This is a genomic window from Streptomyces sp. NPDC014864, from assembly GCF_043081525.1.
In the GTDB taxonomy this organism is placed as follows: domain Bacteria; phylum Actinomycetota; class Actinomycetes; order Streptomycetales; family Streptomycetaceae; genus Streptomyces.
Window position 1 is genome coordinate 42,785 of sequence record NZ_JBIBWT010000027.1, and the last position, 22,525, is coordinate 65,309.

18 protein-coding genes and 2 pseudogenes are annotated in these 22,525 nt (G+C 72.2%); 13 read left to right on the forward strand and 7 right to left on the reverse strand.

All coding sequences use genetic code 11. From position 1 onward, the window contains the following. Nucleotides 1-93: 93 nt before the first annotated feature. Nucleotides 94-822: a cache domain-containing protein gene (locus ACF1A5_RS31845; RefSeq protein WP_392196356.1), complete on the forward strand. Its 729-nt coding sequence runs from the start codon at nucleotides 94-96 to the stop codon at nucleotides 820-822. Nucleotides 823-1,088: 266 nt separating this feature from the next. On the opposite strand, the gene ACF1A5_RS31850 is transcribed toward ACF1A5_RS31845, so the two are convergent. Continuing rightward, nucleotides 1,089-1,760 carry a hypothetical protein gene (locus ACF1A5_RS31850; protein WP_392196336.1) on the reverse strand — a complete coding sequence of 224 codons (672 nt, stop codon included), beginning with the start codon at nucleotides 1,758-1,760 and terminating at the stop codon, nucleotides 1,089-1,091. Nucleotides 1,761-1,985: 225 nt separating this feature from the next. Here ACF1A5_RS31850 and ACF1A5_RS31855 point away from each other — a divergent pair, with 225 nt between their 5' ends. The 3 genes and pseudogenes from ACF1A5_RS31855 (at nucleotide 1,986) to ACF1A5_RS31865 (ending at nucleotide 3,932) form a co-directional block, all read left to right on the forward strand. Beyond that, on the forward strand, nucleotides 1,986-2,642 hold the full coding sequence (locus tag ACF1A5_RS31855; protein WP_392196337.1) for a helix-turn-helix domain-containing protein: 657 nt from the start codon (nucleotides 1,986-1,988) through the stop codon (nucleotides 2,640-2,642). A gap of 32 nt (nucleotides 2,643-2,674) precedes the next feature. Next, a pseudogene (locus tag ACF1A5_RS31860) lies at nucleotides 2,675-3,211 on the forward strand (toxin-antitoxin system, toxin component); the annotation flags it as partial. A gap of 496 nt (nucleotides 3,212-3,707) precedes the next feature. Continuing rightward, on the forward strand, nucleotides 3,708-3,932 hold the full coding sequence (locus ACF1A5_RS31865; protein ID WP_356190448.1) for a hypothetical protein: 225 nt from the start codon (nucleotides 3,708-3,710) through the stop codon (nucleotides 3,930-3,932). Between the two features lie 73 nt (nucleotides 3,933-4,005). On the opposite strand, the gene ACF1A5_RS31870 is transcribed toward ACF1A5_RS31865, so the two are convergent. Beyond that, nucleotides 4,006-4,686 (reverse strand): 4'-phosphopantetheinyl transferase, encoded by a 681-nt coding sequence (locus tag ACF1A5_RS31870; RefSeq protein ID WP_392196338.1) that lies wholly within the window; start codon nucleotides 4,684-4,686, stop codon nucleotides 4,006-4,008. Continuing rightward, nucleotides 4,683-5,543: a metallophosphoesterase family protein gene (locus ACF1A5_RS31875; RefSeq protein WP_392196339.1), complete on the reverse strand. Its 861-nt coding sequence runs from the start codon at nucleotides 5,541-5,543 to the stop codon at nucleotides 4,683-4,685. Before ACF1A5_RS31875 ends, ACF1A5_RS31870 begins: the two co-directional genes overlap by 4 nt. 379 nt (nucleotides 5,544-5,922) lie before the next feature. Between ACF1A5_RS31875 and ACF1A5_RS31880 the strand changes: the two genes are divergently transcribed. Both ACF1A5_RS31880 and ACF1A5_RS31885 read left to right on the forward strand, forming a co-directional pair. Continuing rightward, the gene (locus ACF1A5_RS31880) at nucleotides 5,923-7,074 is read left to right on the forward strand and encodes an ATP-grasp domain-containing protein (protein ID WP_392196340.1); all 1,152 of its coding nucleotides are present in this window, start codon (nucleotides 5,923-5,925) and stop codon (nucleotides 7,072-7,074) included. Nucleotides 7,075-7,287: 213 nt separating this feature from the next. Next, on the forward strand, nucleotides 7,288-8,976 hold the full coding sequence (locus tag ACF1A5_RS31885; RefSeq protein ID WP_392196341.1) for a carbohydrate binding domain-containing protein: 1,689 nt from the start codon (nucleotides 7,288-7,290) through the stop codon (nucleotides 8,974-8,976). A 264-nt stretch (nucleotides 8,977-9,240) separates the two neighbouring features. Here ACF1A5_RS31885 and ACF1A5_RS31890 read toward each other — a convergent pair whose 3' ends face one another. Continuing rightward, nucleotides 9,241-10,587, reverse strand: coding sequence for a 6-phospho-beta-glucosidase (locus ACF1A5_RS31890; protein WP_392196342.1), 1,347 nt, complete (start codon nucleotides 10,585-10,587; stop codon nucleotides 9,241-9,243). A gap of 237 nt (nucleotides 10,588-10,824) precedes the next feature. On the opposite strand from ACF1A5_RS31890, the gene ACF1A5_RS31895 reads away from it, so the two are divergent. Beyond that, nucleotides 10,825-10,968: a hypothetical protein gene (locus ACF1A5_RS31895; RefSeq protein WP_392196343.1), complete on the forward strand. Its 144-nt coding sequence runs from the start codon at nucleotides 10,825-10,827 to the stop codon at nucleotides 10,966-10,968. Nucleotides 10,969-10,980: 12 nt separating this feature from the next. On the opposite strand, the gene ACF1A5_RS31900 is transcribed toward ACF1A5_RS31895, so the two are convergent. Continuing rightward, nucleotides 10,981-12,162, reverse strand: coding sequence for an FAD-dependent monooxygenase (locus tag ACF1A5_RS31900; RefSeq protein ID WP_392196344.1), 1,182 nt, complete (start codon nucleotides 12,160-12,162; stop codon nucleotides 10,981-10,983). Between the two features lie 149 nt (nucleotides 12,163-12,311). Continuing rightward, entirely contained in the window at nucleotides 12,312-12,791 is a 480-nt protein-coding gene (locus ACF1A5_RS31905) for a hypothetical protein (RefSeq protein ID WP_392196345.1), read from the reverse strand. A gap of 272 nt (nucleotides 12,792-13,063) precedes the next feature. Here ACF1A5_RS31905 and ACF1A5_RS31910 point away from each other — a divergent pair, with 272 nt between their 5' ends. Together ACF1A5_RS31910 and ACF1A5_RS31915 are read left to right on the forward strand one after the other, a co-directional pair. Continuing rightward, complete coding sequence (locus ACF1A5_RS31910) at nucleotides 13,064-13,750, forward strand: TetR/AcrR family transcriptional regulator (RefSeq protein WP_392196346.1); 687 nt, start codon at nucleotides 13,064-13,066, stop codon at nucleotides 13,748-13,750. A gap of 385 nt (nucleotides 13,751-14,135) precedes the next feature. After that, nucleotides 14,136-15,146, forward strand: a pseudogene (locus ACF1A5_RS31915) (glycoside hydrolase family 16 protein); the annotation flags it as partial. Between the two features lie 191 nt (nucleotides 15,147-15,337). Here ACF1A5_RS31915 and ACF1A5_RS31920 read toward each other — a convergent pair. Continuing rightward, the gene (locus ACF1A5_RS31920) at nucleotides 15,338-16,315 is read right to left on the reverse strand and encodes a helix-turn-helix domain-containing protein (protein WP_392196347.1); all 978 of its coding nucleotides are present in this window, start codon (nucleotides 16,313-16,315) and stop codon (nucleotides 15,338-15,340) included. 155 nt (nucleotides 16,316-16,470) lie between these two features. On the opposite strand from ACF1A5_RS31920, the gene tkt reads away from it, so the two are divergent. The 4 genes from tkt to opcA are packed head-to-tail and all read left to right on the forward strand — an operon-like array spanning nucleotide 16,471 to nucleotide 22,400. Then, entirely contained in the window at nucleotides 16,471-18,546 is a 2,076-nt protein-coding gene (gene tkt / locus ACF1A5_RS31925) for a transketolase (protein WP_392196348.1), read from the forward strand. A 19-nt stretch (nucleotides 18,547-18,565) separates the two neighbouring features. Then, nucleotides 18,566-19,711: a transaldolase gene (tal, locus tag ACF1A5_RS31930; protein WP_392196349.1), complete on the forward strand. Its 1,146-nt coding sequence runs from the start codon at nucleotides 18,566-18,568 to the stop codon at nucleotides 19,709-19,711. After that, nucleotides 19,708-21,477 (forward strand): glucose-6-phosphate dehydrogenase, encoded by a 1,770-nt coding sequence (gene zwf / locus ACF1A5_RS31935; RefSeq protein ID WP_392196350.1) that lies wholly within the window; start codon nucleotides 19,708-19,710, stop codon nucleotides 21,475-21,477. Before tal ends, zwf begins: the two co-directional genes overlap by 4 nt. Continuing rightward, on the forward strand, nucleotides 21,474-22,400 hold the full coding sequence (gene opcA / locus ACF1A5_RS31940; RefSeq protein WP_392196351.1) for a glucose-6-phosphate dehydrogenase assembly protein OpcA: 927 nt from the start codon (nucleotides 21,474-21,476) through the stop codon (nucleotides 22,398-22,400). Before zwf ends, opcA begins: the two co-directional genes overlap by 4 nt. Nucleotides 22,401-22,525: the final 125 nt, after the last annotated feature.

Below are 22,525 nucleotides of genomic sequence, written 5' to 3' on the forward strand. Positions count from 1 at the left end.
CTACGCTCCCGTCCGCAGGAGGGCGCCATGAGCCACAGCCCCGCGCTCACCGAGGCGGCCGTCGCCGCGCGGGACGCGTCCGTGGCGCACCGGATGGAGGCGCGGGTGACCACGCGGGTGGGCCGCGCCCTGGAGGCGGTGTTCGACGTGGTCGCCGACACCGCCGCGGACACGGCCGCGCTGCTGGCGCGGGCGGACGGGCTGGGACGCCGACCGGCCACCGCCGACCTCGCCGCCCTGCGGCCGGGGCTGCATCTGCGCCTGGCCCGCGAGGAACTGGTCTCCGGGGTCGGCTTCATCGCCGCGCCGGGGCTGCTGGCCGATGTGCCGGCCTGGCTGGAGTGGTGGCAGAGCACGGCGCAGGGGGACGTACGGCCGCTGCTGCCCGACCTCGATCCGGGGCGGTCGGCGTACGCGGACTACACGCACTGGGACTGGTTCGCGCTGCCCCGCGACACCGGGTTGCGGGCGGTGGCCGGGCCCTACGTCGACTACCTCTGCTCCGACGAGTACAGCCTGACGCTGTCCGCGCCGGTGACCGTGGCGGGCCGGTTCGCGGGGGTGGCCGCGGCCGACGTGTATCTGCGGCACTTCGAGGCGGCGGTGCTGCCGCTGCTGCTGGAACTGCCCGGCCCCGCCCGCCTGGTGAACACCCGTGGGCGGGTGGCGGCCTCCGCCGATCCGGCGCATCTGGCCGGATCGCTCACCCGGGGGCCGGACTTCGGGGCGGTACTGGAACGGGCGCGGGCCGTCGCCCACGGCGGGCTGCGGCTGGTGCCGTGCCGGTCGGTTCCGCTCGTGCTCGTCATCGGCGAGAGGTGAGGGCGCGGGCGGTACGACGGGGGCGCGCCGCGGGCGAGGCGGGCGGCGTGCGTGAGCCCGGCCTCCGGGGCGAGGCGCGAGAGAGCCGTGGCGTGCCTGAGCCCCGCCTCCGGGGCGAGGCGCGAGAGAGCCGTGGCGTGCCTGAGCCCCGCCTCCGGGGCGAGGCGCGAGAGACGGTCGGGACATGTGAGCCCGGCGTCCGGGGCGAGTTCGGCGACGCGGGTGAACCCGGCGCCGTCGGCGACCTGAACGCCGACGGTGCCGGGTCAGGCCTCCGGGACGGTCACCACGCTGAGGTGGCCGGCCGCACGCCGCGGGCGCTGTCGTCCGCGCGGGACCGACGCGGGACGGCGCGTCTCGCGCAGGACCAGGGTGAGCCGTGTGCAGCCGAGGTCGCGCAGGGTGGCCGGGGTCTCCTCGATGATGCGGCAGTCGGTGGCGCCCCAGCGCGGGTCCGGGTGCAGCAGCGGGCGGACCGCGCCGTCGGACACGACGGCCGCGTCCCCGACCGCGCGGAGCCAGTGCGGCAGGCCGTGCCGGTAGGCGGCCTCCATGATGGGGTCCTGCGCGATGTCGCGGCGGATGGCCTGGAGCCCGGGGTCGTGACCGCGGCGCTCCATGGCGGCCTCGAAGTGCGCCAGCATCGGCAGACACCACCGTGACTCGTGCTCGCCGAGGACGCTGCCCGCGTCCGGGTGGAACAGCACGAAACGCAGGAAGTTGTCGTGCGGCATGGCCGTGGGGTGCGGTCCGACCCCGCCGAAGAGCGACGTGAAGGCACTGTTGGTGAGGACCACGTCCCAGCGGTGGTCGACGACGAACGAGGGAAAGGAGACGGCCTCCAGAAGCGTGGCGTAGTCCTGAAGATAGGCCCGCGCCTCGGGACTCTCGGGGCCGGGCCGCGGTTCCGGCCGCTGCCCTCCTGCCTGAAATGCCATCGGGAGGTGTCACCCCTCTTGCCTCTGCGGCCTTCACGCGGCGCCTTGATCCTGCTGCTCCGACGCGAGTCGTGTCAACTATCGTGGCATTTCATGCCCGTTGACGGCTGAAATTGGCCACAGTTGTGGCGAGACCTGGATGTGAGTTCGAACGACCCGCTACTCTCCGGGAAGTTCACGGCAACCGCTTGTGAGAAGCCTGTGAGAGACGTAGGAGATCTGTCGGTGACGGATGGCTTCGAGGATCCGGGCACCACGGCGTCGGCTGTCCTGCCGGCCGTCGTCGCACGCGTCACCGCACTCGCCGACCGGCTCGACGTCCCGCACGCGGAGGTCTTCGACGTCAGCCGCCTGTCCGTGGCCTGCGGCGTGCCGGAACCCGTGGTCAGGGCCCTGCTCAGCGGACGGCCCGCGGGCGAGCCGGACGTGCAGGCCCGGTTCCTGCAACGGCTGGACCTGCTGCGCCGCACCCGGCTGAAGCCCAACGGGCGCCGCTACACGCAGCAGGAGATCGCCGACGGCGCGGGCATGTCGCGGCAGCAGGCGGGCGCCCTCATCAACGGCGACCGGCGCCCCACCATGGAGCACTGCGACGCCATCCAGCGCTTCTTCCGGGTGCACGCCGGCTTCCTCACGGCGGAGGACCCCGAGGCCCTGGCGGGCGCGCTCCAGCGGAGTGAGCAGGAACTCCTCCAGCGGCTCGCCGACCGCGAGCGGCAGGCCGCCGAGGCCGCCGACGACCCGCTCGAACGGCTGTTGCAGGACCACGGCGTGCGCGGGATCGCCTGGCGGGCCGCGCAACTGCCCACCGACCAGCACCGGGACAAGGTCGCGGAGTGGCTGGACATGCTTCTGGAGAGCGTCAAGCGGCCCGAGTCGTGATGCTGGGGAGGAACGTGGGCATCGGCAGGGACATGCGCCGCCTGTGCGGCGAGCTGGTCGCGGAGCTGACGTTGCCGGCACCGGCCCGGCCGGCCGAGCTGTACGCCGCGCTGTGCGACGCCATGAGCAGGCGCCGCGGCCGCCCCGTCCGCTACCGTACGGCCGCCTTCCCGCCCGGCACCGCCAGCGGGCTGTGGCTCGACATGGCCGACCAGGACCTGGTCCTGGTGGAGGAACGCACGGCTCCCGACCACCAGTTGGTCATCCTCGGTCACGAGCTGTGGCACATGCAGGCCGGGCACTGCGGCCATCACGTCGACGGCGTCTCGGTCGCCGCGCGCCTGATCGGCGACCGGACCGACCTCGCCGACCTGCGGGCGACCGTGCACCGGGCCGCGGCGCGCACCCGGTTCGACGTCACCGAGGAGGAGCAGGCCGAGGCCTTCGGGCTGCTCCTCGCCAGCAAGTGCCGTACCTGGCTGGCCGGTTCGTCGCTGCGGGGGCCGGTACGGCGCAATCATCTCGCCGGGCGGATCGAGGCGTCCCTGGGGTACCTGGGCCGCCGCGGGGAGGGCGAGGCGCACGACGCCCCCGCGGCCGGGGACGAATTCGGGGCCGGGGGCGTCCCCGGCGCCGGGGACGCCCCGGAAGCCGCCCGGGACACGGGCGAGACCCAGGACGGACGCGAGGCCCAGGACGGACCCGAGGCCCGAAACGCACACGAGGCCCGGAACACGTGCGCGGCTCCGGGCGCCCGTGACGCCCGAGCGGCGGCAGGGCGAGACGGCCTGAGGCGGCGGACCGGCGGCAGGGCGGGGACAGCCTGAGGCGGCGGGGCAACGCGGGGCGGGGCAGTACAGGTACGGCTCGGTCGGCGCGCCGGCCGTCAGCCCAGGAATTCCGGCTGGTTTCGCCTCCGCTGAGCGGGCGAACCGGCACGGATCGCCAAGGGCATTGTCAGTGGCGGGCGGCAAGCTGGGAGTGCGCAGCCGCCGTGCGGAGGCGTACGCGCCCTTCGAGGGGCCGGGCGCGTGACCGTGTGACGCCGACCGGGGAGAGCGAACCATGCCGACCGCCGTACTGACCGACCGCGAGCGCACCGCCGTCCAGGCCTATCTGCGGTTACTGCACACGGTACGCGCGGCCTTCGACGGGCCACCGGACGGCCGGCCACCGCTCGTGCCGCCCGCCGTGCTCGCCGAGGCGGAGCGCGCCTTGGCCCGCGCGGGTCTCACCGGGAACGAGGAGGCGTTCTTCCGTCTGCTGCGGACCTGGTGCCCGGGGTCGTGAGCCGCGCCGCTGGACCTCTTCGGGCCAGTGGCCCTCATGCGGGGGCGGGCCGTCCGCCCCCGCATGAGGGATGTCAGACGTGAGGGACCGTCACGGCGGTGGCCACCAGGCCCCGCCGGGCGGCCCAGCGGCCCTCGAAGTACGTGAGCGGGCGGCCGCCCACCAGGGGCCCGGGGACCAGCAGTTCGGCACGGAAGCGGCCGAGCCGCGGCGTCCCCGGGTCGACGCGGACCTCGATGTCCGCCTCGGTGAAGTCCAGCCACTTCCCGGTGAGGGGGAACCACGCCTTGTAGACGGACTCCTTGGCGCTGAACAGCAGCCGGTCCCAGTGCACGGCTGGCTCCCGGGCGGCCAGCAGGCTCAGCCGCTCCCGCTCGGCGGGCAGAGCGACGGCGGCCAGGACGCCCTCGGGCAGCGGGGCGTGGGGCTCGGCGTCGATACCGAGGGAGGCCAGGTCGGCGGCGCGGACCAGGGCGGCGGCCCGGTAGCCGTCGCAGTGGGTCATGCTGCCGGTCAGTCCCTGCGGCCAGCGCGGGGCACCGCGGTCACCGGGCAGTACGGGCTGCGGCGGCACGCCGAGCTTCTCCATGGCCCGGCGGGCGCAGGCGCGCACGGCGGCGAACTCGCGGCGGCGCTTGTCCACGGCCTGCGCCACCACCGCCAGCTCCTCGGGGTGCAACGGGGCGCGGTCGGTCTCGTCGTCGCCGTACGCCTCCACGGCCACCACCGAGTCCGGGAGCAGCTCCTCGATCAACGGGATCCGACCTCCATCGGCAGCACACGGCGCAGCCGTCCCGGCGGTTCCGGGCGCTTGCGCCACTCACGGGGGTAACCCACCGACACCTCCTCGAAGCGGACGCCCTCGTGCCAGGTGGTCCGGGGGATGTGGAGGTGGCCGTAGACCATGGTGGCCACGCGGAACCTGCGGTGCCAGTCGGCGGTCAGCCGGGTGCCGCACCACATGGCGAACTCGGGGTGCCACAGGACGTCCATGGGGTGCCGGTCCAGCGGATAGTGGTTGACCAGCACCGTGGGCAGGTCGTCGGGCAGTTCGGCGAGCCTGCGCCCGGTCTCCGCGACGCGGGCCCGGCACCAGGCCTCGCGGCTCGGGTAGGGGTCGGGGTGCAGCAGGTACTCGTCGGTGCACACGACGCGGGTGCCGTGCGCGTACGCCAGCCCCTCGTCCTTGGTGGCGCAGCCGGCAGGCAGGAAGGAGTAGTCGTACAGCAGGAACAGCGGCGCCACGGCCACCGGGCCGCCGGGACCGTCCCAGACCGGGTAGGGGTCCTCGGGCGTGAGGACGCCCAGGTCGCGGCAGACCTCGACGAGGTGCTCGTAGCGCGCGACGCCGCGCAGCGTGACGGTGTCCCTCGGATGGGTCCACAGCTCGTGGTTGCCGGGGGCCCACACCACTGTGCGGAAGCGGTCCGCCAGCGTCTGCAGGGCCCAGCGGATGTCGGCCACGGTCTCGGCGACGTCCCCGGCCACCAGCAGCCAGTCGTCGTCGGAGCCGGGCACCATCGCCTCCACCAGGGCGCGGTTCTCGGCGTAGCCGATGTGCAGGTCGCTGACGGCCAGCAGCTCTCCGGCACCGCCGGCCTTCCTCGTCACCTGTCGCCCCCTCCGCGCGCACGACGTGACCACAAGAACACACCCGGCGCCGCCCGGACAAGGGAACTCCGCGCCGACGGCGGGGCGCGACGGCCGAAAACCACTGCTCACGGGGAGGTCGTGCGGCGTTCCGTCACGGCCGGACTTGCGGCTGCCGGGCGCCCCGGGGCCGGGTGCCGGACGTCCCGGTCGCCGGGGTCCACGGAAGCGGCGAATCCGTAACACGCGCGTTGCACGCGGCGGCCCTCGGAAGCCGTATGATCGCCCCAACACCACCGCCGTAACTCTCCCTCACGCAGGGCGGTTTGGTGTCCCTCCATCCCCCCTGGCCGGGCACGGCCCGCTTCGCCCTGCCCGCGCACCCCGAAAGGCGGCCTGCATGGTCTCTCGCGTACGCGTCTGGCTCAACCGCACGTACGCGGAGAACGTGTTCTTCATGGATCAGCTGCGGAGAAATCCCAGCGACCGGGCGGTGGAGATCCACGCGACGCACGGCGACGCCGACTCCCCCGTGCTGGCCGCCGCCGACACCGCCGAACCGGAGCCCGAGGGCCTGTCCCCGGCCGGGTACGTGGAGTACGCGCTGGCCCAGTGCCGGCGGCGCGGCATCGACGTGTTCGTGCCGCGGTTGCACCAGACGGCGATCGTGGCGCACCGCGCCGACTTCGCGGCGGCGGGCACCGCGCTGCTCGCGCCTACGCCCGAGGCGGTCGCCGTTTTCGAGGACAAGGCGACCGCGTACGAGGCGGTCCGCTCGATCGGCGTGCCGGTGCCGCCGTGGTGGCGGGTGCGTACCGCTGACGAACTCCTTTCCGCTGTTGAGGAGTTGGAATCGGCGGGGCACCGGGCGTGCTTCAAGCCGGCGTCCGGCGCGGGCGGCGTGGGCTTCCGGGTGATCACCCGTGCCCCCTTCTCGCTCACGCAGCTGAGTGGCTTCCCGAGCCCCTCCGTCCCGCTCGACCTGGTGCTGCGGGCACTGGAGGAGGCGGACGAGGAGGCGGCCGGGCAGGTCGACTGGCTGGTGATGCCGCGGCTGGAGCAGCCGGAGGTGTCGGTCGACTGCCTGACCGGGCCGGACAACCGTGTCCGCATGGCCGTGGGCCGCACCAAGAACGGCCGTCGCCGCGGCTTCACCGTGCACGAGCGGTGGCTGGAGCCGGCCCAACGGATCGCGGAGGGCTTCGGGCTGCACTACCTGTCCAACATCCAGTTCCGGATGTACGGCGACCAGCCGGTCCTGCTGGACGTCAACACCCGGCCGGCGGGCGGGCTGCACCAGCTGTCCCTGTGCGGGATCAACGCCCCCTGGGCCGCCGTGCAGTTGGCGCTGGGCGAGGACCCCGGGGAGATCGAGCCCCCGTTCCTGGGACAGGACTACACGGTGGTGTCGGGCCCACGTCCGCTGCGGCCGGTGTCCCTTCCGGCGCAGCGCGCGCGGGAGCCGCTGCTGCCGGCCGTGCCCGCACCGGCCCCGGAACCGGCCGGCGCCGCCCCGGCACAGACCACCCCGCGGGCCACGGCATCCGCCTAGCTCCCCCGCCCGGACACTCCCGGACGCGCTCACCGGAGACCCGGCCCACCACGGCGGGCCCCGGCGGGTGCCCCGTCGGCCACAACTCGATACCGGTCTGGACCAATCTCGGCGCCGCGCCTTGACACCGGGATTGGTCCATACCAACTTGGTTGCGCACCACCGCACTTCAGCTGTGCCTCCCGAACACCCCACTTTCATCAGGGAGATCGCGTGCGCAACACACCCGGACGTCACAGACGTCGGCTTCTCGCCCTGCTGGGCTCCGCGGCCCTCGCCCTGGCCGGGGCCATCGCCCTCCCCGGCACGGCCCATGCGGCCAACATCCTCTCCAACCCCGGCTTCGAGTCGGGCGGACTGTCCCCCTGGTCCTGCACCGGGAACCTCGGTTCGGTCGTCTCCACCCCCGTGCACGGCGGTACCAAGGCGCTCTCCGGCGCGGTGTCGTCGAGCGACAACGCCCAGTGCAGCCAGACCGTCTCGGTCCAGCCGAACACGACGTACACGCTGCAGGGCTGGGTGCGCGGCTCCTACGTCTACCTCGGCGTGAACGGCGGCGCCTCGACCTGGACGACGTCCCCGTCGGCGTACAGCCGGCTGTCGGTGTCGTTCACCACCGGCGCGGCCCAGACCAGCGCCACGATCTACGTCCACGGCTGGTACGCGCAGGGGACCTACTACGCCGACGACATCAGCCTGGACGGCCCGGGCGGCGGCGGTGGCGGCTCGGACACCCAGGCGCCGACCACGCCCACCGGCCTGACCTCCACGGGCCGGACGTCGTCGAGCGTGTCGCTGAAGTGGAACGCCGCGACGGACGACGTGGGCGTGACGGCGTACGACGTCTACAGCGGCTCGAACAACGTGCTCAGCGTCTCCGGCACGAGCGCCACGGTCAGCGGGCTGTCGCCGAGCACCTCCTACACCTTCACCGTGAAGGCGCGGGACGCGGCCGGAAACACGTCGGCGGCCTCGAACTCGGTGAGCGTCACGACGGACGCGGGCACCGGCGGCGGCACCGGCTTCAAACAGGCCGCGCCCTACCTCTACCTCGGCTGGGGCGACCCGCCGAGCGCGACCTCGGTGATGAGCGCGACCGGGATCAAGTGGTACACGATGGCGTTCATGCTGGACTCCGGCGGCTGCAACCCCGCCTGGGACGGCAGCCGGCCACTCACCGGCGGCACCGACCAGACCGTCATCAACCAGATCCGCTCCGCGGGCGGTGACATCGTCCCGTCGTTCGGCGGCTGGCAGGGCAGCAAGCTCGGCGCCAACTGCTCCTCGGCGAGCGCGCTGGCCGGGGCGCTGCAGAAGGTGATCGACGCCTACGGCCTCAAGGCGATCGACATGGACATCGAGAACACGGACGAGTTCGAGAACGAGGCCGTCCAGGCGAAGATCCTCACCGCGCTGAAGACCGTCAAGGCCAACAACCCCGGCCTGCGCACGATCGTCACCTTCGGCACCTCGACGACCGGGCCGACGTACTACGGCAACCGGCTCATCGAGCAGGCGCAGTCACTGGGCGCGAACATCGACGTCTTCACGATCATGCCGTTCGACTTCGGCGGCGGCTCCGACATGTACGGCAACACGGTCAACGCCGCCGAGGGCCTCAAGGCCAAGCTCAAGTCGACCTTCGGCTGGGACGACGCCGCGGCCTACGCGCACATCGGCATCTCCGGCATGAACGGCCTGTCCGACCAGCAGGAGAACACCACCCCGGCGATCTGGACCCAGATCCGCGACTGGGCCAACGCCCACCACATCGCCCGGCTCGCCTACTGGGCGGTCAATCGTGACCGGCCCTGCCCCGGCGGCGGCGTGGTGAGCAACTGCTCCGGCATCGGCCAGAGCACCTGGCAGTTCACGTCCATCACCGCCGGCTTCACCGGCTGAGCCAACCGCACACCGCACACCGCGTCTTGAGGGAGAGCCCCCCGGATCCCGGTCCGGGGGACTTTTCCTCGGCGGGGGTGTATCAGGGAGCCGACCGCCCGCTCTAAAGGAATGAAAGGCACGGGGGAAGCGGGGATCACGGGGGATCACGGGGGGCCTGGGCGGTCGGTCGCTGTTACGGGGGAGCGACCGACCGCCCGGCGCAACCCCGCCGGCGCGGGTCCACTTCCCGGCTGTGCCCCACCGACGTCTACGCGGCGGCGCCTACGACCGGTCCCCGAGGTACGCCAGGCCGGGGTGGACGGCGCGATAGCCGTCGACCAGTCTGCGGGCCACGCTCACCGAGTCGACGAGCGGGTGCAGCGCGAAGGCCTTCACCGCCGTCGCGTGCGAGCCCGACGCGGCGGCCGAGAGCACCTCGCGCTCGACCGCCTTGACCGCGCAGACCAGGCCCGCCGCGTGACCGGGGAGCGGATCGGCCGCGATCGGGTGCGCACCGTTCGCGTCGACCAGGCACGGGACCTCGACGACCGCCTCGGAGTCCAGCACCGACAAGGTGCCGCGGTTGCGGACGTTGAGGATCAGCGTCGCGCGTTCGTCCCGGGCGATGGCCCGCATCAGGGCCAGGGCCACCTTCTCGTACCCGCCGGACAGGTCGTCGGCCTCACGCTCGCCCGCACCGGCCGTCTCCCGGTTCTCCGCCATGTAGGTGGCCTCGCGCTCGGCGCGGGTACGGTCCCAGGCGGCCAGCGCCGACACGTCCGGGTCGCCTGCCTCAGCGTAGAAACGGGCCTGCTGGTCGCGCAGGAAGGCGCCGCGGGTCTGCCCGGCCTCCTGGTAGGCGCGTACGGTCTCGCGGTTGAAGTAGTAGTAGTGCAGGTACTCGTTGGGGATCGCGCCCAGCGATCGCAGCCATTCGGCGCCGAAGAGCTTGCCCTCCTCGAAGGAGCCGAGCAGGCCGGGGTCGGCCAGCAGACGCGGGAGTTCGTCGCGGCCGGCGACGCGCAGGCCGCGCACCCAGCCGAGGTGGTTGAGACCGGCGTAGTCGACCCACGCCTCCTCGGGCCGCACGCCGAGCACGCGCGCGATCCGCCGGCCGAGGCCGACCGGGGAGTCGCAGATGCCGATGACGCGGTCGCCGAGGTGGCGGGACATGGCCTCGGTGACCAGACCCGCGGGGTTGGTGAAGTTGATGACCCAGGCGTCGGGGGCGAGCCGGGCCACGCGCCGGGCGATGCCGTCGGCGACGGGCACGGTCCGCAGTCCGTAGGCGATGCCGCCCGCGCCGACCGTCTCCTGGCCGAGGACGCCCTCGGCCAGCGCCACCCGCTCGTCCTCCGCCCTCCCCTCCAGGCCGCCGACGCGGATCGCGGAGAAGACGAAGTCGGCGCCGCGCAGGGCCTCGTCCAGGTCGGTCGTGGCGGTCACCTCGGGCGCGTCCGGCACGCCCGCCGCCTGCTCGGCGAGGACCCGGACCACCGCGTTCAGCCGCCCCGCGTCGAGGTCGTGGAGGACGACCCGGGTGACCCGCCCCTCGGCGCGGTCACCGAGGAGCGCCCCGTACACGAGCGGCACCCGGAATCCGCCCCCGCCCAGAATCGTCAGCCTCACAACCGCACCCTTCCCGCCGCGACCCGCCGCGACCGCCTCGGCACCCCGTGCGCATCGGCGTGCGCCCCGCACCCGCGACCGCCTCGGCACCCGCGTGCACCCTGTGCGCCATGATGGCCGATCCCGGGAGGCGCGCCGGGGAGGGGGCCGGTGAGGAGGTCGAGTTCGATGTCGTGGTGCCGCAGGTCCTCGGCGGTGGTCAGCAGCTCGGCGGCGCCGCGGCCCAGGCGCTTCGCCATGACGACGTATCAGGGAGCGTTCGGCCGGGCCGTCGACGAGGAGGAAGCGGCACGGCGGACAGCTCATGAAGTCAAGCCGGCCGTGACGGCTTCCCTCCTGATCGAGTCCGGACGGGCACGGTGGTCGACCGGCTCCACGTGATCGGTCGTCTGTTCAGCCGCCCCGCCGGCGGCCGAGGTACCAGCGTCGGCCAGAGGCGAAGGCACGCCGTGCCGTGCGTACCGCAGCGATCTGGGTGGCGAGGTGGAGTCGAAGGTGCCAGGGGCTCTGCCCGCCGTGGCGCACCGACATGGCATGCGCGAACGCCACAGCGCCGCGGTCAACGTACTGGTCCACGTGCTCGAACCACGCCATGCTCGTACGCGAGGCCGCCTGCACCGGATGGAGTTCCGCGCGGCGATGGCGGTCGTACTCCCGCAGCGCCTCCTCCACGTCCACGTATTTCTGCAGGCTGTGGGCGAGGACGATCGCATCGATCATTGCCAGTCTGGTGCCCGAGCCCAGTGTGAAGTGGGTGGTGTGGGCAGCGTCGCCGACGAGCACCGTCGTGTCGTGGTACCAGGTCTCGTTGGTCACGTGCGCGAAGCGCTGCCAGTGCGCCGGTGCACCCCGTGACCGGCTGATCAGGCGATGGCCGTCGAGCGGGCGCTTGAAGATGTCCTCCAGGAGTCGCACTCCCTGGTCGCGGTCCAGCACGTCGAGCCCCAGACCGTGCCAGGTCTGCGGTGAGCATTCGACGATGCAGGTGCTGATTCCGGCGATCGAGGGGTAGGCGTGAAACCAGATCCATCCCGCGGACGTCCGCTCGAAGCTGAACACGAAGCTGCGGAACGCCTGGTCCGTGCCGAGCCAGATGTAGGGGTTGAGACCGACCTCGATGCGGGTTCCGAAAGCCGCGCTCTGGCTCCGGATCCCGCTGTTCGCGCCGTCGGCAGCGACGAGAAGGTCCGCTTCGGGAAGCGTCGAGGGATCTGCGACGCGGTGGCCGTACTGGACGTCGACACCGAGCTCCACGGCACGCCGGGCCAGGATGTCCAGCAGGTCGGCTCGGCTCATGCTGTATCCGTAACCCCCGAAGTAGGCCGTCTGCTCGCCGTCCGGGCCGTGCACGCGCACCTCCTGGTCCTGCCACAGCACGGACTTGGCGTCGATCTCCCGGGCGCTTTCCGGATCGTTGCGGTAGAGGACGTCCAACAGGTCGTCCCAGTACACGACGCCCCAGCCGTAGGTGGCCGCGGGCGGGTCACGGTCATACACGGTGATCTCGTGCCCGGCATTGCGCAACTTGGCCGAGATCGCGAAGTACAGCCCCGCGGGCCCCGCACCGACGCACACGATCCTCACCGCTACGCACCACCCCGGATATCGGTCGGATGGGAGGTCTGCCGCTCCAGAAAGATCCGGATGCCCGAAATGTCCGGGCATCCGGATGTAGCGATCATAGGACTGCCGCAGGTTGATCGCGAGCTCACTGCGCCGGAGCGTCAGTGCCCGCCACCGCCACCGCCGCCGCCACCGCCGCCGCCGCCGTAGCCGCCGCCACCGCCGCCGCCGTAGCCGCCGCCACCGCCGCCGCCGTGGTCACCGCCACCGCCGTAGCCACCGCCACCGCCGTGGTCACCGCCACCGTGGTCACCACCGAAGCCGTGGTCGAAGCCGTGGTCGAAGCCGTGGTCGAAGTCGTGGCCGAAGCCCCAGCCCCAGCCCCAGCCGTCGCCGAAGTAGCACCGGTCTCCCCAGCCCCAGCCCCAGCCCCAGCCGTCGCAGCAGTCCCAGCCCCAGCCGCCGCGGAAGAAGCAGAAGTCCGAGTGGGCCTTGCTGTCGTAAGCGGGAGCGGAAGCGACATGGGACGAGGAGGGGAAGGCGGCCGCGCTGGCAGCGCCGGCTCCCGCCGCGATGGCAACGAGGGGCGCCGTGCAGACCGCAGCGGCTATCCTCCGGATCCTGCTCTTGGTTGCGCGCATGGTGATGTCCCCCTTCCGGGGGGTCGAAACAAGGATTTCGGGCACTCGGGGAATGCCCACGTGCGCCAGATCCTGCGCGCGGGTCTGACGCGGAGTGATCTGCCCGCCCGACGTGCTGAACACCGTGCAGCCGTTCCCAGACGGGCTTCCGAATCTTACTATTAAATTACCAAACGGGGTATACGGTACGAAACGCCCCGTTTCGGTCAGGATAGGACTGCTTTTCGGGCCAAGTCAACGGGGTGCCAGTGGGCTTACAAGGGAGGCACGCGGTGGACACCCTCAGGCCCCAGGACGGCCGTCAGGGCGCATCGGCTCCTGAGCGCGCCCAGTCCGACCGCATCACGCCTGACTCGCGGCGGCGCCGCCGCGAGTCTCACGAGGCCGTGCTCCGAGCCACGAAAGACCTCCTCGGCGAGGTCGGATACCAACGTCTGGCCTTCGAGGGCGTCGCCCGGCGGGCCGGAGTCAGCAAGGCCACCATCTACCGGTGGTGGCCGAACAAGGCCGCACTCGTGATCGAGGCCCTCAGCGGCAAGGTCCCCCTCCCTCCCATCACCGAGACCGGCGACCTCGAAGCCGACCTGCGCACCGCCGTCCGTCTCACGATCGAGCTCGTCTCCGCCATGCCCACGTGCCTGATCCTGCCGGCGCTCCTCGCCGACGTGATCGAGGATCCCACCGGCACGGGAGCCTTCGCCGAGCTCATCGAACCCCGCCGTGCGTCGGTCGTGAACCTGCTGGAGCGGGCCCGCATCGAAGGCCGGTTGCCGCCGGACACCGATACGTCACTGATGGTCGACATCTACTCCGGGGCGGTCGTGTACCTGGCAGCGGTGAACCGCACACCGCCGGGCGAGGCGGTGGTGGACCAGCTCGTCAGCCTGCTCCTGCACGGCCACCTCCCCGTCGCGAACCGATCCGCACCCGCGGACCGGGATGGATCGCCGGGCGGATGAGCCGGCCGCAGGCTGCCACTGCCTCAGCGGGGCCCGACCGAGCAGCGCTGCGACGGCGCGAGTTCCGCGACGGGAGCGCCCAGGACAGCGGAGCTCGCGCCCCGTCCGGAGGGGTTACCGCCGACCCGGGTCCGTCCGTCGGGCCCGGGCGGGCTCGGACGAACCGCCGACGGTGACCGGTGCGGGCAGGGTGACATCCGGGAAATCCCGGTCTTCATCGCCTGAACTCTCCCCTCCCTAAATCACTTTCCTTGTTTTAAGTCTTGACGATAGGGGCGGCCGAGAGCACATTGGCGGCGCAAACACGCATGAGAGCGCTCTCAGGCATCCGCCGGCGCTCTCGGACGAGACACCCGCGCACCCACTCCGTACCCGAGAGGCCCCCATGAGCGACCCATCCGGCACACCCTCCGGCATCCCCTTCGACAGGTCTTCGGGCACACCCTCCGACGCGGCCTGCGGAGCGCGTCGCGGACGGCGTTCGCTGCGGCGCAGGCTCGTCGCCGCCCTCGGCACCCTCGGTCTCGCGGCGGCCGTCGCCACCGCCGCGACGCCGCCCGCCGACGCCTCGGCGCCCACGCCGCCCTCCGGCTGGACGCAGGTCTTCCTCGACGACTTCGACGGCGCCGCGGGATCGGGCGTCGACACCACCAACTGGCAGTACGACACCGGCACGTCATACCCCGGTGGCGCCGCCAACTGGGGCACCGGCGAGGTCGAGACGATGACCTCGAGCACCAGCAACGTCTCACTCGACGGCAGCGGCGACCTGCTCATCACCCCGCGCCGCAGCATCTCCGGCAAGTGGACCTCGGGCCGCATCGAGACCAACCGCACCGACTTCCAGCCCCCGGCGGGCGGCAAGCTGCGGGTCCAGGCCCGCATCCAGCTCCCGAACGTCACCGGCGCCGCCGCCAAGGGGTACTGGCCGGCCTTCTGGATGCTCGGGGCGCCCTTCCGCGGCAACTACCAGAACTGGCCGGGCGTCGGCGAGCTGGATGTCATGGAGAACGTCCAGGGTCTCAACACCGACTGGGCCACGATGCACTGCGGCACCAACCCGGGCGGCCCCTGCAACGAGACGTCGGGCATCGGCAATTCGACCTCCTGCGTCGGCACCACCTGCCAGACCGGCTTCCACACGTACTCCATGGAGTGGGACCGCTCCACCAGCCCCGAGGAGATCCGCTTCTACCTCGACGGCGTCAACTTCCACACCGTGAAGTCCACCCAGATGGACGCCACGACCTGGAACAACGCCACCGCCCACGGGTTCTTCATCATCCTGAACGTGGCGATGGGCGGCGGCTTCCCGGACGCCTACGGCGGCGGTCCGGACCGGGGCACAGAGCCCGGCCACCCGATGGTGGTGGACTACGTCCAGGTGCTCCAGTCCTCGCGGTGACCGGCACCCACGACGTGCACCTCACCTTCGCCGGCGGGCAGGCCGCCGACTTCGGCGACGCCGACCGGTGCGGCTGCGGCCGCTGACCGCCGCCACCCCGTGAGAGACAGGGGCCCCACGCGTCCGCGTGGGGCCCCTTCCCACGCCCGGCTGCCACCAGGAGGCGGCAACCCGGCGTGCGTTCAGCGCAGTTCGGCGCGGAAGGCCACCGGTGTCCGCCCCGTGTGCAGCTGGAAGAACTTGGAGAAGTTCGCCGCGTCGGGGAAGCCGACGGCGGCGCCGATCCGGCCGATCGGCAGGTCGGTGTGGGCGAGCAGGCGCTTGGCCTCCAGCACGACCCGCTTGTCGATGAAGCCCTTGGGCGTCTCGCCGGTGGCCGCGCGGACCGCGCGCACGAGGGTACGGCGGGAGTAGCCGAGGGCGTCGGCGTAGGCGCTGACGCTGTGATTGGTGGCGAAGTCCCGCTCGACGGCGTCCCGGAAGCGGGTGAAGGTCGTGTCGTCCTGCTGCGGCGCCGACCGGGCCGAACTCGCCGCGAGATGCGCGAGGCGCAGCAGGAACGCGGTGAGCGAGTGGCGCAGCACCGAGGCGTGCAGGCTCGGCGGCAGCGTCGCGGTGTCCTCGTACTCCCGTTGCAGTTGCGCCAGCGCGGCCCGCAGGCCGGCGAGCTGGGCGTCGTCGGGCCGCAGCAGGGGCGGCAGGTCGTAGCGGTACAGGCCGGTGGCCTCGACGGTGGCGCGGGGCAGGAATCCGGGCTGCATGGTCAGGACGGTTCCGCGGTACTCGCTCGTCGGCGAGAAGCGGTGGACCTGTCCCGGGCGGATCCAGAGCACGTCGCCGGCTCCGGCCTCGTACTCGGTGAAGTCGATCATGTGCCGTACGGGTCCGTGGCTGAAGAGCATGACCACGTGGAAGTCGATGCGGTGGATCCGGTGCAGGGACGCCTCGGCGTGCCAGGTGCGGCCCGCGCCCATGGGGCCGATCTGCATGCCGACGCCACGGACGCCGAGCTCGACCGGGAAGGGGAAGGTTCTGATCCCGACGCCGTCCTCAGCGCCGTACCCGTCTTCCGCTCCGTCTTCGCCCCGGAGTTCGTCCCGCTGTCCGTCCCGGTCCCGGTCTCCGTCCGCGACTCCGCCTCGGATGGTTCTGTCCGCCATGTCCTTCTCGTGCCGTCCCGCTCGCCCGCCGATCCCTCAGCGTGTCCCACTTTCACCACAGGCTGACACAGGGAGACCTTCCCGCGAAAAAGTCATACTTTTATGTTTGAACGCGTCCGGCAGTGAATCCGCGACCTTTCGAGGACTTCTTGAAGATGAGTACGCAGACCTACGACCGCTTGGAGTGGACCGAACTCGACCGGCGTGCCGTCGACACCGCCCGCATTCTGGCGGCCGACGCGGTGCAGAAGGTCGGCAACGGTCACCCCGGCACCGCGATGAGCCTCGCTCCTGCCGCGTACACGATCTTTCAGAAGGTGATGCGTCATGACCCGGCCGATCCGGAGTGGACGGGCCGTGACCGCTTCGTCCTCTCCCCCGGTCACACATCGCTGACCCTCTACACGCAGCTGTTCCTGTCCGGGTACGAGCTGGGACTGGACGATCTGAAGGCGTTCCGCACCCAGGGTTCCAAGACGCCCGGCCACCCCGAGTACGGGCACACGGCCGGGGTGGAGACCACCACGGGCCCGCTCGGCCAGGGCGTGGCCAACGCGGTGGGCATGGCGATGGCCGCCCGCTACGAGCGCGGTCTGTTCGATCCCCAGGCGCCCGCGGGCGAGTCCCCCTTCGACCACACGATCTGGGCGATCGTGTCCGACGGCGACCTGGAGGAGGGCGTCTCCGCGGAGGCGTCCTCGCTCGCCGGGCACCAGAAGCTCGGCAACCTGGTCTTCCTCTACGACGACAACCACATCTCCATCGAGGGCGACACCGCCACCGCCTTCTCCGAGGACGTGCTGAAGCGCTACGAGGCCTACGGCTGGCACACGCAGCGCGTGGAGCCCGCCGAGGACGGCGACATCGACGTGCCCGCGCTGTACGCGGCGCTGCGAGCGGCGCAGGCCGAGACGGGACGCCCCTCGATCATCGCGATGCGCACGATCATCGCGTGGCCGGCCCCGAACGCGCGGAACACCGAGGCCGCGCACGGCTCCGCGCTCGGCGAGGAGGAGGTCGCCGCCACCAAGCGCCTCCTCGGCCTCGACCCCGAGCGGTCCTTCCAGGTCGACGACGAGGTCCTCGCCCACGCCCGCCGGGCCCTCGACCGGGGCGCCGAGGCGCACGCCGCCTGGGACAAGCGGATCGCCGAATGGCGCGGCACCGAACCCGAGCGCGCGAAGCTGTTCGACCGGTTCGTCGCCGGGAAGCTGCCCGAGGGCTGGGAGGACGCCCTGCCGGTCTTCGAGGAGGGCAAGGCGCTCGCCACCCGCGCGGCCTCCGGCAAGGTCCTCCAGGCGCTGGGCGCCGTCGTGCCCGAGCTGTGGGGCGGCTCCGCCGACCTGGCCGGCTCGAACAACACCACCATCGACAAGACGTCGTCCTTCCTCCCGGCGGGCAACCCGCGGCCGGAGGCCGATCCGTACGGCCGCACCGTCCACTTCGGCATCCGCGAGTTCTCCATGGCCGCAGAGATGAACGGCATCGCCCTGCACGGCAACACCCGCGTCTACGGCGGCACCTTCCTGGTCTTCTCCGACTACATGCGCAACGCCGTGCGCATGTCCGCCCTGATGCAGCTGCCGGTGACGTACGTCTGGACGCACGACTCCATCGGCCTCGGCGAGGACGGCCCCACCCACCAGCCGGTCGAGCACCTGGCCTCGCTGCGGGCCATCCCGGGCCTGAACGTCGTCCGCCCGGCCGACGCGAACGAGACCGCGATCGCCTGGCGCGAGATCCTGCGGCGCCACTCCACCGAGCCGGCCCCGCACGGCCTCGCGCTCACCCGCCAGGGCGTGCCGACGTACGCGCCGAACCCGGACGCGGCCCGGGGCGGCTACGTGCTGCGGGAGTCCCCCACCGGCACCGTGGACGTGGTGCTGCTCGCCACCGGCTCCGAGGTGCAGCTCGCCGTCGCCGCGAGCGAGCTGCTGGGGGCGGAGGGAATCGGCGCCAGGGTGGTGTCGATGCCGTCCGTGGAGTGGTTCGAGGAGCAGCCCCGGGCGTACCGCGAGCGGGTGCTGCCCCCGTCGGTGCGGGCGCGCGTCGCCGTCGAGGCGGGCATCGCCCTGACCTGGTACCGCTACGTGGGCGACGCCGGGCGCGTCGTCTCCCTCGAGCACTTCGGTGCCTCCGCCGACGCCGGGACCCTGTTCACCGAATTCGGCTTCACCCCCGAGAACGTCGTCGCGGCGGCCCGCGAGTCGCTGGCCGCCGCACGCGCCTGATCCGAACGCGACAAGGAAGATGATCACTGTGACCGAAGCAACCGCGACTGCGGGAGCGCTCAAGCGCCTGTCCGACGAGGGCGTGTCCATCTGGCTGGACGACCTGTCGCGCAGGCGGATCACCTCGGGCAACCTGGCCGGGCTCGTGGCGTCGCGGCACGTCGTGGGCGTCACCACCAACCCGTCGATCTTCCAGGCCGCGATCGGCTCCGGAGAGGGCTACGAGGAGCAGCTCGCCGACCTGGCGGTGCGCGGCGTGACGGTCGACGAGGCCGTACGGATGATGACCACCGCCGACGTGCGCGCCGCCGCCGACGTCCTGCGGCCGGTGCACGACGCGACCGGCGGCCGGGACGGCCGGGTCTCCATCGAGGTCGACCCGCGGCTCGCCCACAACAGCGCGGCGACCGTCGCCGAGGCCAAGCAGCTCGCCTGGCTGGTGGACCGCCCCAATGTGATGATCAAGATCCCGGCCACCCGGGCGGGTCTGCCGGCCATCACGGAGGTCGTCGGTCTGGGTATCAGTGTCAATGTGACGCTGATCTTCTCCCTGGAGCGCTACCGCGAGGTGATGGACGCATACCTCGCCGGTCTGGAGAAGGCACGGGCCGCGGGCCTCGACCTGGCGGCGATCCACTCCGTCGCCTCCTTCTTCGTCTCCCGGGTCGACAGCGAGATCGACAAGCGGCTGACACTGCTCGGCACGGACGAGGCCCTCGCCCTGAAGGGCCGGGCGGCGCTGGCGAACGCGCGACTGGCCTACGCGGCCTACGAGGAGGTCTTCGCCGGCGAGCGCTGGCTCGCCCTGGCCGGTGCCGGGGCCAACGCCCAGCGTCCGCTGTGGGCCTCCACCGGGGTGAAGGATCCGGCGTACAAGGACACCCTGTATGTGGACGAGCTGGTCGCTCCCGGCACGGTGAACACCATGCCGGAGGCCACTCTCCGCGCCACCGCCGACCACGGCGAGATCACCGGTGACACGGTGACCGGCGGCTACGACCGGGCCCGCGCCGACCTCGCGGCCGTCGAGCGGCTCGGGATCTCGTACGACGAGGTCGTGCGGCAGCTCGAGGACGAGGGTGTCGCCAAGTTCGAGGTGGCCTGGCAGGACCTGTTGGACGCGGTCACGAAGTCCCTGAACAGCAAGGGAGTTGACGCGGAATGACGAAGAAGCCCGCCAAGGCGGCGGCCACCCGGGCCGCCGGGGCGGCAGCGGCCGGCGCACCGGCCGACGAGGAGACCGCCGGGGCCGGCACGGCCCCCGCCGGGACCGAAGCCGCCGGGTCACCGGCCGCCGTGCCGGGCGAGGACGCTGCGGCCGAGGCGCCGCGTGCGGCGACCGCCGACACCGAGGCCGCGAAGTCCCGGGACGCCGCGGCCGACGTGCGGGTCCCGGTCGTCCCGGCCGCCGACTGGGTGAATCCGCTGCGTGACGAGCGGGACCGCCGGCTGCCGCGGATCGCGGGGCCGTCCGGGCTCGTCATCTTCGGCGTGACCGGCGACCTGTCCCGCAAGAAGCTGATGCCGGCCGTGTACGACCTGGCCAACCGCGGCCTGCTGCCGCCGGGCTTCTCGCTCGTCGGCTTCGCCCGGCGGGACTGGGAGGACCAGGACTTCGCGCAGGTCGTGCACGACGCGGTCAAGGAGCACGCCCGGACCCCGTTCCGCGAGGAGGTCTGGCAGCAGCTCGCCGAGGGGATGCGGTTCATCCCCGGCGACTTCGACGACGACACGGCGTTCAAGCTGCTGCGCCAGGCCGTGGAGGAGCTGGACGCCTCCCGCGGCACCGGCGGCAACTTCGCCTTCTACCTCTCCGTACCGCCGAAGTTCTTCCCCAAGGTCGTGCAGCAGCTGAAGAAGCACGGCCTGGCGGAGGGCCCGCAGGGCTCCTGGCGACGGGCGGTCATCGAAAAGCCGTTCGGCCGCGACCTGGCCACCGCCCGGGAGCTCAACCGGATCGTGCACGAGGTGTTCGACCCGGAGCAGGTCTTCCGCATCGACCACTACCTGGGCAAGGAGACCGTCCAGAACATCCTGGCGCTGCGCTTCGCCAACCAGATGTACGAACCCGTCTGGAACCGGTCGTACGTCGACCATGTTCAGATCACGATGGCCGAGGACATCGGGATCGGCGGCCGGGCCGGCTACTACGACGGCATCGGCGCCGCCCGCGACGTCATCCAGAACCACCTGCTGCAGCTGATGGCGCTCACCGCCATGGAGGAGCCGATCGCGTTCGACGCGGAGGCGCTGCTCACCGAGAAGCTCAAGGTGCTGAAATCGGTGCGGCTGCCGGAGAACCTGGGCGCCCACACCGTGCGCGCCCAGTACGCGGACGGCTGGCAGGGCGGCGCGAAGGTCGCCGGGTACCTCCAGGAGGAGGGAATCGACCCGCAGTCGAAGACGGACACCTACGCGGCCGTGAAGCTGGAGATCGACAACCGCCGCTGGGCAGGCATCCCCTTCTACCTGCGCACCGGCAAGCGCCTCGGCCGCCGCGTCACGGAGATCGCGGTGGTCTTCCAGCGCGCCCCGCACTCCCCCTTCGACTCCACGGCCACCGAGGAGCTCGGCCAGAACGCCATCGTGATCCGGGTCCAGCCGGACGAGGGCATGACGGTGCGGTTCGGCTCGAAGGTTCCGGGAACCTCCATGGAGATCCGGGACGTGACGATGGACTTCGCCTACGGAGAGTCCTTCACCGAGTCCAGCCCGGAGGCGTACGAGCGCCTCATCCTGGACGTGCTGCTCGGGGACGCCAACCTGTTCCCCCGCCACCAGGAGGTGGAAGAGTCCTGGAAGATCCTCGACCCGATCGAGGAGTACTGGGACACGCACGGCAGGCCGGCGCAGTACCCCGCGGGCACGTGGGGTCCCCGGGAGGCCGACGAGATGCTCGCACGAGACGGACGGAGCTGGCGCAGGCCATGAAGATCGACCTGACCGACACCACGGCAAGCAAGATCAACAAGGCGCTGGTGCACGGGCGCCGGGCCATCGGCACGCCGGCCGTGGGCATGGTCCTGACGATGGTCATCGTCACGGACGAGGAGAACGCCTACGACTCGCTCAAGGCGGCCGAGGAGGCCTCCCACGAGCACCCCTCGCGCACCCTGGTCGTGATCAAGCGGCACGCCCGCACCCTGCGGGACCGCACGCACTCGCGGCTGGACGCGGAGGTACGGGTCGGCTCCGAGGCCGGCACCGGCGAGACGGTCGTGCTGCGGACCTACGGCGAGGTGTCCGACCACGCCGACTCCGTCGTGCTGCCGCTGCTGCTGCCGGACGCTCCGGTCGTCGTGTGGTGGCCGGTGGACGCGCCCGAGAACCCCGCGCAGGACCCGCTGGGCGCCCTGGCGCAGCGCCGGATCACCGATCTGTACGCCGTCGAGCGGCCGTTGGAGGTCCTGGAGACCCGGGTGCGCTCCTACGCGCCCGGTGACACCGACCTCGCCTGGACCCGGCTCACCCCGTGGCGCTCGATGCTGGCCGCCGCCCTGGACCAGGCCCGGGTGAAGGTGACCTCGGCGGCCGTGGAGGCGGAGGCCGAGAACCCGAGCGCCGAACTGCTCGCCCGCTGGCTCGAGGCACGGCTGGACGTCGAGGTGGACCGCGTGGTCACCGCCGGCCCCGTCGTCACCGCCGTACGGCTCGGCACCGAGAGCGGCGAGATCGTCATCGACCGGCCGGAGGGCCCGCTGGCCACGCTGACCCTGCCGGGCCAGCCCCCGCGCACCCTCGCCCTGAAGGTCCGCGCCACCTCCGAACTCATCGCCGAGGAGCTCCGCCGCCTCGACGCCGACGAGATGTACGCCGTCGCCCTGCGCGGCGACGGCATCAAGGAGACCGTCTGACATGTCCAACACCCCCAAGCTCACCCGGCGGCCCGAGTGGACCGCCCTGGAGGACCACCGCGCGCGCACGCTCCGCGAGCCGGATCTGCGGGAGCTGTTCGCGGCCGACCCGGGGCGTGCCGAGC

Coding starts and splice junctions, on each gene's coding strand:
- ACF1A5_RS31880 (WP_392196340.1), top strand. CDS start 5,923: ATGGTCTCTCGCGTACGCGTCTGGCTCAACCGCACGTACGCGGAGAAC.
- tkt (WP_392196348.1), top strand. CDS start 16,471: ATGAGTACGCAGACCTACGACCGCTTGGAGTGGACCGAACTCGACCGG.
- ACF1A5_RS31865 (WP_356190448.1), top strand. CDS start 3,708: ATGCCGACCGCCGTACTGACCGACCGCGAGCGCACCGCCGTCCAGGCC.
- ACF1A5_RS31850 (WP_392196336.1), bottom strand. CDS start 1,760: ATGGCATTTCAGGCAGGAGGGCAGCGGCCGGAACCGCGGCCCGGCCCC.
- tal (WP_392196349.1), top strand. CDS start 18,566: ATGATCACTGTGACCGAAGCAACCGCGACTGCGGGAGCGCTCAAGCGC.
- ACF1A5_RS31845 (WP_392196356.1), top strand. CDS start 94: ATGGAGGCGCGGGTGACCACGCGGGTGGGCCGCGCCCTGGAGGCGGTG.
- opcA (WP_392196351.1), top strand. CDS start 21,474: ATGAAGATCGACCTGACCGACACCACGGCAAGCAAGATCAACAAGGCG.
- ACF1A5_RS31905 (WP_392196345.1), bottom strand. CDS start 12,791: ATGCGCGCAACCAAGAGCAGGATCCGGAGGATAGCCGCTGCGGTCTGC.
- zwf (WP_392196350.1), top strand. CDS start 19,708: ATGACGAAGAAGCCCGCCAAGGCGGCGGCCACCCGGGCCGCCGGGGCG.
- ACF1A5_RS31920 (WP_392196347.1), bottom strand. CDS start 16,315: ATGGCGGACAGAACCATCCGAGGCGGAGTCGCGGACGGAGACCGGGAC.
- ACF1A5_RS31895 (WP_392196343.1), top strand. CDS start 10,825: ATGACGACGTATCAGGGAGCGTTCGGCCGGGCCGTCGACGAGGAGGAA.